The organism is Enterobacter asburiae (genome assembly GCF_008080435.1).
Taxonomy (GTDB): Bacteria; Pseudomonadota; Gammaproteobacteria; order Enterobacterales; family Enterobacteriaceae; genus Enterobacter; species Enterobacter asburiae_C.
On record NZ_VRKN01000002.1, the window covers coordinates 193884 to 207705 of the forward strand.

General features: G+C 54.3%; 13 protein-coding genes. 6 read left to right on the forward strand and 7 right to left on the reverse strand.

The features are described 5' to 3' along the window. Positions 1 to 318: 318 nt before the first annotated feature. Both dusC and FU672_RS04050 read right to left on the reverse strand, forming a co-directional pair. Positions 319 to 1251, reverse strand: coding sequence for a tRNA dihydrouridine(16) synthase DusC (gene dusC / locus FU672_RS04045; RefSeq protein ID WP_148242268.1), 933 nt, complete (start codon positions 1249 to 1251; stop codon positions 319 to 321). Positions 1252 to 1292: 41 nt separating this feature from the next. Continuing rightward, the gene (locus FU672_RS04050) at positions 1293 to 2090 is read right to left on the reverse strand and encodes an AraC family transcriptional regulator (RefSeq protein WP_148242269.1); all 798 of its coding nucleotides are present in this window, start codon (positions 2088 to 2090) and stop codon (positions 1293 to 1295) included. 59 nt (positions 2091 to 2149) lie between these two features. Here FU672_RS04050 and FU672_RS04055 point away from each other — a divergent pair, with 59 nt between their 5' ends. The 6 genes from FU672_RS04055 (at position 2150) to FU672_RS04080 (ending at position 7502) form a co-directional block, all read left to right on the forward strand. Beyond that, positions 2150 to 2854 (forward strand): type 1 glutamine amidotransferase, encoded by a 705-nt coding sequence (locus FU672_RS04055; RefSeq protein ID WP_148242270.1) that lies wholly within the window; start codon positions 2150 to 2152, stop codon positions 2852 to 2854. A 190-nt stretch (positions 2855 to 3044) separates the two neighbouring features. Then, complete coding sequence (locus FU672_RS04060) at positions 3045 to 3440, forward strand: CidA/LrgA family protein (protein ID WP_045629863.1); 396 nt, start codon at positions 3045 to 3047, stop codon at positions 3438 to 3440. Then, positions 3437 to 4132: a CidB/LrgB family autolysis modulator gene (locus tag FU672_RS04065; protein WP_048992525.1), complete on the forward strand. Its 696-nt coding sequence runs from the start codon at positions 3437 to 3439 to the stop codon at positions 4130 to 4132. The genes FU672_RS04060 and FU672_RS04065 overlap by 4 nt, the downstream gene beginning before the upstream one ends. 129 nt (positions 4133 to 4261) lie before the next feature. Then, complete coding sequence (cdd, locus tag FU672_RS04070) at positions 4262 to 5146, forward strand: cytidine deaminase (protein WP_148242271.1); 885 nt, start codon at positions 4262 to 4264, stop codon at positions 5144 to 5146. A gap of 126 nt (positions 5147 to 5272) precedes the next feature. Further along, positions 5273 to 5989, forward strand: a complete 717-nt coding sequence (sanA, locus tag FU672_RS04075; RefSeq protein ID WP_008500918.1) for an outer membrane permeability protein SanA — start codon at positions 5273 to 5275, stop codon at positions 5987 to 5989. Positions 5990 to 6113: 124 nt separating this feature from the next. Then, complete coding sequence (locus tag FU672_RS04080; RefSeq protein ID WP_148242496.1) at positions 6114 to 7502, forward strand: glutamine synthetase family protein; 1389 nt, start codon at positions 6114 to 6116, stop codon at positions 7500 to 7502. Positions 7503 to 7552: 50 nt separating this feature from the next. Here FU672_RS04080 and mglC read toward each other — a convergent pair whose 3' ends face one another. From mglC to yeiB, 5 genes are all read right to left on the reverse strand, one after another. Next, on the reverse strand, positions 7553 to 8563 hold the full coding sequence (mglC, locus tag FU672_RS04085; RefSeq protein ID WP_013097952.1) for a galactose/methyl galactoside ABC transporter permease MglC: 1011 nt from the start codon (positions 8561 to 8563) through the stop codon (positions 7553 to 7555). Between the two features lie 15 nt (positions 8564 to 8578). Further along, on the reverse strand, positions 8579 to 10099 hold the full coding sequence (mglA, locus tag FU672_RS04090) for a galactose/methyl galactoside ABC transporter ATP-binding protein MglA (RefSeq protein WP_148242272.1): 1521 nt from the start codon (positions 10097 to 10099) through the stop codon (positions 8579 to 8581). 79 nt (positions 10100 to 10178) lie between these two features. After that, positions 10179 to 11177 carry a galactose/glucose ABC transporter substrate-binding protein MglB gene (gene mglB / locus FU672_RS04095; RefSeq protein WP_063143782.1) on the reverse strand — a complete coding sequence of 333 codons (999 nt, stop codon included), beginning with the start codon at positions 11175 to 11177 and terminating at the stop codon, positions 10179 to 10181. A 294-nt stretch (positions 11178 to 11471) separates the two neighbouring features. Next, positions 11472 to 12494: an HTH-type transcriptional regulator GalS gene (gene galS, locus FU672_RS04100; protein WP_032642913.1), complete on the reverse strand. Its 1023-nt coding sequence runs from the start codon at positions 12492 to 12494 to the stop codon at positions 11472 to 11474. Positions 12495 to 12649: 155 nt separating this feature from the next. Further along, complete coding sequence (gene yeiB, locus FU672_RS04105) at positions 12650 to 13807, reverse strand: DUF418 domain-containing protein YeiB (protein ID WP_148242273.1); 1158 nt, start codon at positions 13805 to 13807, stop codon at positions 12650 to 12652. Positions 13808 to 13822 lie beyond the last annotated feature (15 nt).

Consider the following 13822-nt stretch of genomic DNA (forward strand, 5'->3'; position numbering starts at 1 on the left):
TATTTTTATATGCCATGATAACAACCTGTGAGTGAGTATTTAGTGCGTAACCGACCGCAGGAAATTTTTCTATTTCCTGTCGATATTTCATTTTTTTAAAATCAGTAAAAAGCGCTAAGCCAAATGTCTCTCCTGCGTAAATGACAGGCAAAAAAAAACCTAAGCGCTCCACAGCGAGAATGCTGTGAAACGCTTAGGTTTTGCCTGTTAACCAGTAACAATCCTGCGTTGAAAACAGTGGCACCTTAACACCGTCGCGCCACGTTGAAAACCTGAACTGTTTTCTGGTTTAAAAAAGTGTGAGCAATTTAACGCTTATTATCTGGACTGAATCACCCGGGCAATATCAGCAGAAGTCTGTAATATCCGAATCTCCTGAAATAACCCCAGCGCTTCATCGTACTCTTTGCGTAAATAACTCAGCCACTGTTTAATTCGCGCAACGTGATACAAACCGGTGTCGCCCTGTTTTTCCAGACGGCTGTATTTTTGCAGCAGCGTGACGACGTCTGCCCACGGCATCCGCGGCTCGTTATATTTTACCACCCGGCTGAGGTTGGGCACATTCAGCGCGCCGCGACCGATCATCACCGCATCGCAGCCGGTGGTGTTCAGACAGGCCTGCGCGCTCTCGTAATCCCAGATTTCGCCGTTGGCGATCACCGGAATGGTAAGGCGTTTGCGGATCTCACCGATCGCCTGCCAGTTAATGCGCTCGGCTTTGTAGCCATCTTCTTTGGTGCGGCCATGCACCACCAGCTCGGTGGCCCCGGCCTGCTGCACCGCATCGGCGATTTCAAACTGCCGCGCGTCGCTGTCCCATCCCAGGCGCACCTTAACCGTCACCGGCAAATGCGAAGGCACGGCTTCACGCATGGCTTTCGCGCCGCGATAAATCAGCTCAGGATCTTTCAGCAAGGTCGCCCCGCCGCCGCTGCCGTTCACCAGCTTCGACGGACAGCCACAGTTGAGATCCACCCCGTAAGAGCCCAGATCTACCGCACGGGCGGCGTTTTCCGCCAGCCATTCAGGATACTGGCCGAGCAGCTGAATACGCACCAGCGTGCCGGAAGAGGTCCGACTCTGGTTGTGCAGCTCGGGGCACAGGCGGAAGAAGGATTTTACCGGCAACAACATATCGACCACGCGCAGAAATTCCGTCACGCAGAGATCGTAGTCGTTCACCTCGGTCAGAAGCTCGCGCACGAGGGAGTCGAGCACGCCTTCCATTGGGGCCAGTAAAACACGCATAGCAGTACCTGTGAAAAAAGACGCGCTATAGTAGCCGCTCTCTATATCGCTGGGAAGCGCTTCTGTTCAGGGAGAAAGTCAGCCGGCGTTGCCCCGACAATGGCGCGAAACGCCGCCGCAAATGCCGCCGGGCCAGAAAACCCCAGCATCCAGGCCACCTGCTTAGCCGGGTATCCGTTGGCGAGCAGGTCCAGCGAGGCACAAATCCTTGCACGCTGTCGCCAGGCCCGGAAGCTAAAGCCGGTATCTTTGATAAACGCGCGTGAAAATGTGCGTTCAGACATGGCGGCCCGTTCTGCCAGCCTTTCCATAGAAACATCCCAGAGATTGTTGGCAATGATGTCACAGGCAACGCGATGTAACCGCTCATCAACGGGCATCGGTAATTCGGCCGAAATCTGTTTCGCCTCACTAAGGATTTCGAGCAGCAAAACAGCCATGCTGCGCTGACTGGCTGGCCGGTATTCCGCGCTGAACAGCCCGGCAATCAGCTCTTTGAACAACGCTGTCGCCATAATCACGTGAACCTCTTCTTTCCGCTGAAAAGGCTCACATTGCGATATCAGCGCCGGGCTAAACCAGACCGCGCGGAGCTCCGTTGCGGATAACACGCTGTAGGTGTGTTCCTGAAAAGGAGGGATCCACAGCGCGCGCTGTGGCGGTATGACCCAACGCTTATTGCCGGTTTCGACCAGCATCACCCCTTTGATGGCAAACAAAAGTTGCCCCTGTGAATGCTGGTGAGGCGGATCCACTTCGCCACGCGTATAGCTAATTGCCCCTCTTGACCATCCGATGGCATCGTCGTGAATTGGCGTTTTATCGATAACGGTTGGCATTTCACATTCCTCCCTTCCTCTTATGATGCTGCTTGTACACGTAACCGGAAAGAGACGCAATGCACATTCATTTTATCATTCATGAACATTTCGAAGCGCCAGGCGCCTATGAAATCTGGGGGAAAAACCGCGGCTGTCGTCTGAGCTACACCAGAGTTTATCAGGGCGATCCGTTACCCGAAGACCTGGAGAGCACAGACCTGCTTATCATCATGGGAGGCCCGCAGTCACCTGCCACCACGGTTGAGGAATGCCCCTGGTTTGATGCGCAGGCGGAAAAGGCACTCATCGGCCGCGCAATAGAGGCGGGTAAAACGGTGATTGGCGTTTGTCTGGGCTCGCAGCTTATCGGCGAAGCGCTGGGCGCAGCGTTTTCCCACAGCCCGGAAAAAGAGATCGGCAAATTTCCCGTCAGGCTCACTGAGGCAGGCAAGGCCAACCCGCTGTTTAAGGATTTTGGCCACGAGCTGAGCGTCGGTCACTGGCATAACGACATGCCAGGGCTAACGCCGCAGGCTAAGGTGCTCGCTTACAGCGAGGGCTGTCCCCGCCAGATCGTGCAATATGGCGAACGAGTTTACGGTTTTCAGTGTCATATGGAACTGACGCCGGAGGTCGTAGAGCTGCTGATTGAGCATTCGCAGAACGACCTCCGCCGCGCGGCTGAATTCCGTTTTGTCGAAACGGCGGAAAAACTCCGCTCGCATGATTATCGCGAAATGAATCAGGTGCTATTTTCTTTTCTCGATAAACTGACCGCCTGACGCTGATGCATTCTCTGGCGCGTTACTTCGCCAGCGCACTCCCTTTCTTCTAAACTGTAGCCTGCCCCTGCAATGTGATACCAGACGTTCCATTCTGGAATGTCTGGTATGCTCAAATTTCATGATGTGATCCATGGCACATTTTTAGGTTTAATTGTATGATGAATGCGTTTCAGCAAGGACTATCACCATGAGCAAATCATTGAACATTATCTGGCAATATCTGCGCGCATTCGTCCTGATTTACGCCTGTCTGTATGCCGGGATTTTCATCGCGTCGCTGCTGCCCATCACCATTCCCGGCAGCATTATCGGTATGCTGATCCTCTTTGTTTTGCTGGCGCTGCAAATCCTGCCCGCAAAATGGGTCAACCCCGGCTGCTTCGTCCTCATTCGCTATATGGCGCTGCTTTTCGTGCCTATCGGCGTCGGGGTCATGCAGTATTTTGATTTGCTCAAAGCCCAGTTCGGCCCGATTGTGGTCTCCTGCGCGGTCAGTACGCTGGTGGTTTTCCTGGTGGTGAGCTGGAGTTCGCATCTGGTGCATGGCGAACGTAACGTGGTCGGGGAGAAAACAAAAAAATGATGGCCAATATCTGGTGGTCGCTGCCGTTAACCCTGGTGGTGTTCTTCGCCGCGCGCAAACTTGCCGCACGTTTCAAAATGCCGTTGCTGAACCCGCTGCTGGTGGCAATGGTGGTGATCATTCCGTTCCTGCTGCTCACCGGCATTCCTTATGAACGCTACTTTGCCGGCAGCAAAATTTTAAACGACCTGCTGCAGCCTGCCGTTGTAGCGCTCGCCTTTCCTTTATATGAACAGCTCCACCAGATCCGCGCCCGCTGGAAATCCATCATTACCATCTGTTTTGTGGGCAGCCTGGTGGCGATGATCACCGGAACGTCGGTAGCACTGTTAATGGGGGCCTCCCCGCAGATTGCCGCCTCTATTCTGCCTAAATCAGTGACCACGCCTATCGCGATGGCAGTCGGTGGCAGCCTCGGCGGGATCCCGGCCATCAGCGCGATGTGCGTCATTTTCGTCGGTATTCTCGGTGCGGTGTTTGGTCATACCCTGCTGAACGCTATGCGTATTCATACTAAAGCGGCACGGGGGCTGTCGATGGGTACCGCCTCTCACGCGCTGGGCACTGCCCGCTGTGCGGAGCTGGATTATCAGGAAGGGGCGTTTAGCTCGCTGGCGCTGGTGATCTGCGGGATTATCACCTCCCTGCTGGCCCCGTTCATTTTCCCGCTGATTCTGGCGGTGATGGGCTAAAATTTGCGATGCGTCGCGCAAATTTCATTTTGATTTCATAAGTTGCATACATAATGAGAAGTGGATCACATATAAAGCCCTGACGGCTCCGTAAACTACCGATCCATTAACCTTTATGAGGCAAACGCCATGCACCCACGTTTTCAAGCTGCTTTCGCCCAGCTTGCAGAGAATTTGCAGTCAGCCCTTGCTCCCGTTCTGGCAGATGCACACTTCCCCGCCCTGCTGACCGCGGAGCAGGTCACGATGCTGAAACAGGCAACGGGACTGGACGAAGACGCGCTGGCTTTCGCACTGCTCCCGCTGGCCGCCGCCTGCGCGCGGGCCGATCTCTCCCACTTCAACGTCGGGGCCATTGCGCGCGGCGTCAGCGGAACCTGGTACTTCGGTGGCAACATGGAGTTCCTGGGCGCGACCATGCAGCAAACCGTTCACGCCGAGCAGAGCGCCATCAGCCACGCCTGGCTGCGCGGTGAAAAAGCGCTGAGCGCCATTACCGTTAACTACACCCCCTGCGGCCACTGCCGTCAGTTTATGAACGAGCTGAACAGCGGGCTGCAGCTGCGCATCAACCTGCCAGGCCGCGCGCCGCACACGCTGGGGGATTATCTGCCTGACGCGTTTGGCCCAAAAGATCTGGAGATCAAAACGCTGCTGATGGACGCTCAGGACCACGGTTACGCCCTGTCCGGCGATGACCTGAGCCAGGCGGCCATTCTTGCTGCCAACAAGAGCCACACGCCGTACAGCAAGTCCCCGAGCGGCGTGGCGCTGCAGTGCCGTGATGGCCGGATCTTTAGCGGCAGCTATGCGGAAAACGCCGCGTTTAACCCGACGCTGCCACCGTTGCAGGGCGCGCTTAATCTGCTGAGCCTGAACGGCTATGACTATCCGGACATTCAGCGCGCCATTCTGGCAGAGATTGCCGATGCGCCACTGATCCAGTGGGATGCCACCGCCGCAACGCTCAAAGCGTTAGGCTGTACGACAATTGACCGCGTACTGCTTGCGTAATCCTTCCGGCGGGCAGAAATGCCCGCCAGTTTGCTGAAAAACCCCTCAGTTGAGTCGCTGTTTCTTGCGCTAACCAGGCGGGTAAAGTAGCCTGAGTTAAATTTCATCCACGAACGAGCCATCTCCATGTTAAAGCGCGTTTTTTACAGCCTGTCTGTCCTGGTCGGCATACTGCTGTTGATCGTGCTGGGTCTCGACCGCTGGATGAGCTGGAAAACCGCCCCCTACATCTTTGATGACCTGCAGGACCTGCCCTACCGTCAGGTTGGCGTGGTGCTCGGCACCGCCAAGTATTACCGCACCGGCGTCATTAATCAGTATTACCGTTACCGCATTCAGGGCGCGCTTAACGCCTACAACAGTGGGAAGGTGAACTACCTGCTGTTAAGCGGCGATAACGCCCTGCAAAGCTACAATGAACCGGTGACGATGCGTAAGGATTTGATTGCGGCGGGCGTGGACCCTGCCGATATCGTGCTCGACTACGCCGGATTCCGCACCCTGGACTCCATCGTGCGCACGCGCAAAGTTTTCGACACTAACGACTTCATCATCATCACCCAGCGCTTCCACTGCGAACGTGCGCTGTTTATCGCGCTGCATATGGGCATTCAGGCGCAGTGTTACGCGGTGCCGTCACCAAAAGATATGCTGAGCGTGCGCGTGCGCGAGTTTGGCGCCCGTTTTGGCGCTCTGGCAGACCTGTATATTTTCAAACGCGAACCGCGCTTTTTAGGCCCGCTGGTGCCGATTCCGGCGATGCATGAAGTACCGGAAGACGCGCAGGGTTACCCGGCCGTCACGCCCGAACAGCTGCTCGATATGCAGAAAAAAGAGAAATAACAGGACCGCCTTTATACATTCTTTACGCCAGGCCTGACGCTTTTTATCCCCCCTTTATGTCGGCTATTTTAAGCTGAGTTCACTGCCGCTACGGCTTCATTGAAGAATGACTATGAACTCGATAATGAATGCGTTTTTCCTCAAAAGTCTCCGCCCGTATTTTAACTTTCCCGGTTTATCACTTCCTGGCGCTCTCAATTCCGGTCTCTGGCTTGATGAAAAAATTGACGCCCTGCAGCACAACATTTCAGTGGAAGTGGCAGATTATCTGGAACGTTATCCACAGACGAAACATATTGACGTTTACCTGAACGATATCAACGGCACGATGCGCGGCAAGCGTCTGTCGGTGGAGAGCATGCTGACCCTGGAAAAAGGCTGTTATTTTCCCCTTTCGGTCTACTCGATGGATCAGAAAGGAAAAATCGCCGCCCCGCTTCATGATGAACCGGACCGACTCTGCGTTCCGGTCGCCGGCACCCTGCGCCCCTGTCCGCAAGATCCGCAGCACAACGCGCAGATCCTGCTGACGATGAAAGACAGCGACGATAACCCCTGCCCGCTTGAGCCGCGCGTGATACTGCAGAACGTGCTGGCCCGCTTCCACCAGCACGGCCTCTTCCCGGTGATTGCCCCGGAAATCGAGTTCTATCTGACGGGGCATGACGATCGGGATCCGCAAAATCAGGGCTGTTTTCATATGGATACCCCAACTGCCCATGCGGCGCTGTTTGACGAGCTGGAACAGCTGGCGCACCTTCAGCGCATCCCGCTGTCCGGGATCGTGGCGGAAGCCGAGTCCGGTCAGTACGAATTAAACCTGAAGCACAGCCATCGCGTCGTTGAAGTCTGCGATAACGTGCTGGCGCTTCGTCGCCTGACCCGATACGTTGCCGAAAAGCACGGCCTGCAGGCCAACTTTATGGCTAAGCCTTTCAGCCATCTGTCCGGCAGCGGTTTGCACTTCCATTTCAGCCTGAATAACAGTCGCGGCGAAAACGTCTTTGCTTCCCCGGTGAACGCGCTTAACAGCATGATGCGTTTGTGCATCGCGGGCCAGCTGGCGCTGATGCCCGCCTCTGTCGCCGTTCTTGCGCCGGGCGTCAACGCGTTTCGTCGCCTGCGTAAAAACCTGACGGAACCCGTATTTAACTCCTGGGGCTATAACACCCGCTCCGCCGCCCTGCGTATTCCCTGTTCGGATGACCACAACCGCCGTATCGAGTACCGGCTGGCCGGGGCTGATGCCAATCCGTATCTGGTGGCAGCCGCTATCCTGACCGGCATGCTGTACGGGCTGGAAAACATCGACGAGGAGGATTTGCCCGAACCGCAGCACGATCGGCCCGAACTGCCGCTGTTTCAGCAGGAGGCGATTGAGACCTTTGCCCGCTGTCAGTACCTCACCGACAGCCTGGGCGACGCCTTTTCTGAACAGTGGGTCGCCTGCAAGCTCTCAGAACTCGACTGGTTTGAACGCATTGTGACCCGAGAGGAGTCACAGCTGGCATAAGGCATAAAAAAAGCCCGCTCGGTGAGCGGGCCGTGTAACACGCGAGAAGCTTATTTCTTACGCGCGTACTTCAGTGAATCCAGCGCAACCGCGAAGATAATAATGGCGCCTTTGATGATGTACTGCCAGTACGGGTTCACGCCGATGTAGGTCAAACCGTAGTTGATGACGGTGAAGATGATCACACCGGTCACCACGCCCAGTACCGTACCCACACCGCCGCTGAAGGAGACGCCGCCCACCACGCAGGCTGCGATCGCATCCAGCTCGTACATGAAGCCAAGGTTGTTGGTTGCAGAGCCGATACGGCCCGCTTCCAGCATCCCGCCGAAGGCGTAGAACACACCGGACAGCGCGTAAATCATCAGCAGGTTCAGAGCAACGTTTACGCCGGAGACTTTCGCCGCTTCCGGGTTACCGCCGATTGCGAAGATGTTTTTACCAAAGCGCGTTTTGTTCCACAGGATCCAGACAAAGGCCACCGCAATCAGTGCATAGAAGGTGATATACGACAGGCGGAAGCTGCCCAGCGCGATGAACCCTTGCGTAAAGGTCGAGAAGCCGCTGTCAAAACCCGAGATGGGTGAAGCACCGACAAAGTCGTAGTACAGGGAGTTGATACCGTAAACAATGATCATCGTACCCAGGGTGGTGATAAATGGCGTCACGTTCAGGTAAGCGATGATAATACCGTTGATCAGGCCAATCACCGCACCGATGGCGCAGACAATCAGGATCACCACGAAAATCGGCATGGTGGCCATTTCCGGGAACACCTTGTTGGCGTTTTCCATCGACTGCAGCAGGGTTGCCGCGATAACCGCCGCCAGACCCACCTGGCGACCGGCAGAAAGGTCCGTCCCCTGGGTCACGATCAGGCCCGCCACGCCCAGCGCAATGATAATTCGCACGGAAGACTGGGTCAGAATGTTACTCAGGTTCAGCAGGCTTAAGAACGTAGGGTCCTGGAAAATAATGATAGCCAGCAGTACTAAAAGAACAACGTAAATACCGCCTTCTTTCAGGTAAGTGAGAAAACTTTTTTTATTTAACGCACTCATGAGGAGCCCCTGATCTTAAAGGTGCAAAGACGCAAGACGCAAAATTTCGTTTTGCGTTGTCGTTTTGGTGTCAACAATACCGGCAACGAGACCATTGCTCATAACCAGAATACGATCTGTGATCCCTAACAATTCCGGCATTTCGGAAGAAATAATAATGATCCCTTTATTCTTTTTCGCCAGCTCGGCAATCAGCTGATAAATTTCAAACTTCGCGCCGACGTCAATACCGCGGGTCGGTTCATCCAGCATCAGAATTTCTGGCTGGGTTAATAACCAACGGCCGATAATGACTTTCTGCTGGTTACCACCTGACAGCGAACCAATTTGGGTGCGGTGGCCTGGCGTTTTCACGCGCATGGAGTCAATTACCCATTGGGTATCGCTCTTCATGCGGGAGTTATCCAGCAGTCCGACTTTGTTTTTATAATTGCGAATGTTAGAAATTAACGAGTTAAAGTTAATATCCAGATAGGCATAAATACCGGTCGAACGACGCTCTTCCGTCACCAGCGCAAAACCATTATTAATGGCTTCGTTGGCGTTGTGGTTGTTGATTTTCTTACCGTGCAGCGTAATCGTGCCTTCGGCTTTCTCACGGATACCGAACAGGGTTTCCACGATATCGGTACGTTTTGCGCCGACCAGACCGGCAATCCCCAGGATTTCACCCTTGTGCAAGTCGAAGGAGACGTCGCGGATAGACGGCTGGCGTAACGAGGTCAGATTGCGCACTTCGAGGATCACTTCGCCCGGCTTGTTTTCTTTGTCCGGGAAGCGCTGGTTCAGGGAACGGCCTACCATCATGGCGATGATCTTGTCCATGTCCAGCCCTTCCAGCGGCTGCGTGGCAATCCACTGGCCGTCGCGCAGGATGGTTATCTCATCACACAGCTGGAAGATCTCTTCCATTTTGTGGGAGATATACACAATGCCGCAGCCGCGATCTTTTAGCTTACGAATAATGGTAAAAAGGTGATTAACCTCTTTTTCCGTTAATGACGATGTCGGTTCGTCCATGATGACGATTTTCGCATCATAGGAGAACGCTTTGGCGATTTCGATCATCTGCATCTGGGAGACGGATAATGTTCCCACGCGGGCGCGCGGATCGATATCAATATCCAGCTCATCAAAAATCGCTTTGGTGTCGCGATACATTTTTTCCTGATCGACAAAAACACCCTTGGTTGGATAACGCCCCAACCACATGTTATCCATGACTGAACGCTGCAGCACCAGGTTTAATTCCTGGTGAACCATCGAGATACCGTTTTCCAGTGCTTCTTTCGCTGAATGGAAATCGATCTCTTTCCCCTGAAAAAGAATGCTGCCAGAATCTTTTTGATAGATCCCAAAAAGACATTTTAATAATGTTGATTTACCCGCACCGTTTTCACCCATTAAGGCATGAATAGAGTGAGGACGTACTTTTAAATTAACATTATCGAGTGCCTTAACACCGGGAAATGACTTGTTGATACCGCTCATTTCCAACAGGTATTCACCGGATGACTGAGTAGTTGTGCTGACCATAATTATACCTTGTTGGCCTCGCATATCGCGTTATAAAAGGGCGCAACAGGTTGCGCCCAGTGAAGACAATTTAAATCACTTATTTACCGATGAACTCAGCCAGGTTGGACTGGTCTACGCCCACGTAAGGAACGCGAACGATTTTGTTTTCAATTTTCCAGTTGGTGCCATCCGCCGCGCCTTTGCCATCGGCCAGGTTTTTCGCCAGATCGAAGGTCGCTTTCGCCTGGTTGTTGGCATCGTTCAGCACGGTACCGGCCATCGCACCGGATTTAACCAGCGCCAGCGCTTCTGGCAGCGCATCCACACCGAATACCGGGATGGACGATTTGTTGTGTGCTTTCAGCGCTTCTACCGCACCCATTGCCATCGCATCGTTGTTAGCGATAACCACTTCGATTTTGTTCGCGTTAGGGCCGGACAGCCACGCGTCCATCTTATCTTTTGCCTGAGCGGTATCCCACATCGCGGTATCTAACGCCAGCTGCTGGGTTTTCAGACCCTTGTCGTTCAGCTCTTTGATAACGTAAGTGGTACGGGCTTCAGCATCCGGGTGGCCTGGTTCGCCTTTCAGCAGCACGAACTGAATTTGACCGTCTTTGTTCAGGTCCCAGTTCGGATTCGCCGCCCAGTGTTTCGCGATCAGATCGCCCTGAATAATACCGGACTCTTTGGAGTCGGTACCGACGTAGAACGCTTTGTCATAGCTATCCAGCGCCTTACGGGAAGGTTCTTTGTTGAAGAAGACGATTGGCACGTTCTGGCCGCGCGCTTTTTCAATAACCGTGCCTGCTGCAGCCGGGTCAACCAGGTTGATGGCCAGGGCTTTCACGCCTTTTGCCAGCAGAACGTCGATCTGGTCGTTCTGTTTGGACTGGTCGTTCTGGGAGTCGTTCATCAGCAGCTGAACGTCTGGCGCTGCTTTCGCATCTTTCTCAATTGCTTTACGCACAACAGACATGAAGTTGTCGTCGTATTTATAGATGGTCACACCAATACGGGTATCCGCAGCGTGCGCTGCTGCACCAAAAAGCATGCTTGCCATTACAGCAGACAGGGTCAACACCTTCTTATTCATGGTATCTCCGGTTTTTTTATGCAGGGTAGTTCTTGTGAATAACGATCGGCGGGCAAGTGTTAATAAAACGTTACTGACAGCCGAAGTTCACTTATAAAATTTCTATCTTCCGTGTTCGGTAACGCTCCAGAAATGCGTTTTATTCGTTGTTTGCGGCACATTGGCTATAGTGAAAGTGAATAATCACCGTTACATAGCGTTTCAGCTCCTAAAACGCTGACATCATAGTCAGCGCCTTGTTAAGATACTGTGAATTTACTCACAGATTGAAAACGGTTACATCACCTCATGTAATCAGTTAGTGATCGGAACCACAATTTGCCGGGCCGCGACAGAGTGCCGACGCACTAAAGTCGGCATGAAACAGTGCGTTGCGCCCGGATCCAGCAGCCCTGCCGCCCCCTGTAACGCCAGCTCAGTCGCCAGTTTCGCCATAGAGGCAATGGGGTAGCGCACGGTTGTCAGCTGCGGGTCGGTGTAACGGGCAATCGGAATATCATCAAAGCCAATGAGTGATAAATGCTGTGGCACCGCAATGCCGTTATCCTTCAACGCCGTCAGGGCCCCTGCCGCCATGCTATCGTTATAGGCAAACACCGCAGAAAGCTGCAGGTTGCGGCCCAGCAGCTCAACCATTGCCGCCTCACCGCCCTGCATGTCCGGCGTACCGGTGCCTGTCCAGCTTTCTGACGGCGTAATGCCGTGCTCTTTCAGGGCGTTTTGCCACCCCTCGCGCCGCATGTCGTCATCTTCAATATGATGGCTGGAGGCCAGATAGCCGATCCGCTGATGCCCGTTGTTGATGAGCATCTTCGTGGCCATCATGGCACCGCTGACGTTATCCAGCCCGACGCAGCGATGGGCATAGCCGGGAACGATGCGGTTGATCAGCACCATGCCCGGGATCTGATCCATAAAGCCGGTTAGCTCTTCATCGCTCAAAGCTTTTGAGTGGACAATCAAGGCGTTACAGCGCTGGCGGATCAGCACTTCGATGGCATGGCGCTCTTTTTCCGCCTCATGATAGCTATTGCCGATCAGGACATATTTCTGATGCTGCTGGGCGACCACGTCGACCGCTTTCACCAGCGCGCCGAAAAAGGCATCTGATACATCCATCACCACCACGCCGATGGTGTCGCTGACCTGCGTCGCAAGCGCCTGCGCATTGGCATTTGGCCGGTACCCGAGCTGGGTCACGGCTTTCATTACGGTTTCACGGGTTTCAGGGCTGACCAGCGCGCTGTTGTTCAGCACGCGCGAGACGGTAGCCACAGAAACGCCCGCCTGACGGGCGACGTCACGAATGGTGATCATATTCACCATCCTTCAAAGGATTGCAGCAACTCACAGACACCCCCTGTGTTTAGCAAGGTGGCTATTTTGGCAGCGAGAGGAAGGGGACTACGTGAAGAAGCTCACACTCATGAAAACGCTTACATCCGTTTTGTTAATGATTGTGATCCAGATCGTTATCTGGATGTGTTCCTCAATGATACCCCTGAAGCATGTGCGGTTAACTGACGCCACACCCACTCCAGCGGTCCCTGGCGGAAATAACGTAGCCAGAGAACAGAAAACGCCAGGTTAATCACCCAGACCGGGATAACAAACGCCAGCAGCGTGAGGCGGTCGAATTTCATAAACAGGCCAAATCGATAGAAAAGCGTGGTGCAGAGAAGCGTTTGCAGAAGGTAATTGCTCAACGCCATGCGACCCACGCAGGCGATAGCGCTGACGATCCACAGGCGGGAAAGCGTTGGCCAGAAGCCATAGATCAGCGCCGCGTAGCCAATGGTCTGGAACGGTGCGCTCAGTTCGCGCGGCACCTGGAGCAGGAATGCGCACCAGCGGTAATCCCAGTGGATGTGCCACTGCGCAATGACCGCCGGGAGGTTAATCAGCACGCCGAGCAGCACCAGCCCGACACCCGTTCGCCGATAGTGACGCAGGCTGAATTCCCCTTTCAACCAGCCGGTGCGCATCAATGACGCCCCCATCAGCATCATGCCCGCCAGCTGCCAGCCGTATTGCGCCCCCAGCGCAAGGAGGTTATCCCCCAGCATATCCGCGCGGTTGCTTATCGCTTCCGCACCGCCTTTCAGCTTCCAGTACTGTTCGTACTGCAGGTTAGCGGCATCCGGGATCCAGGAACGATTTGTCGCCTCGCCGGAGATCATCCCCAGCAGCAGCAATACAGCAAGCCCCATGACATAGAGCATCACGCCGGTGTTAAACAGGCTTTTTACGCTGTGCGCATCGCGAATAAGGCGCCAGCAGATGAGCCCGACTAACCCATACGCGAGAAGAATATCGCCGTCCCAGAAGAACAGGCCGTGGATAAAGCCGAGAAGCACCAGCAGCGTCAGGCGCGACTGGATCCAGCGCGTACCGCGTTTGAGGAGCAGTTGCAGACCAGCGCCAAACAGCAGGGCAAACAGCGTAAGGAATTTAACCTGCGCGAAGAGGTCGAGGACAGCCCAGGTCCAGGCATCACTGCGCGTGATGTCGCCATACCAGGCTGGATTAAGATAAGCCGCCTTCGGCAGACCGAAGGCGCTGATATTAAGCAGCAGGATACCGAGAATGGCGACGCCGCGAACAAAATCGAGCGTGACGTTTCGCTCCATGGTTCCTGCCCTGTA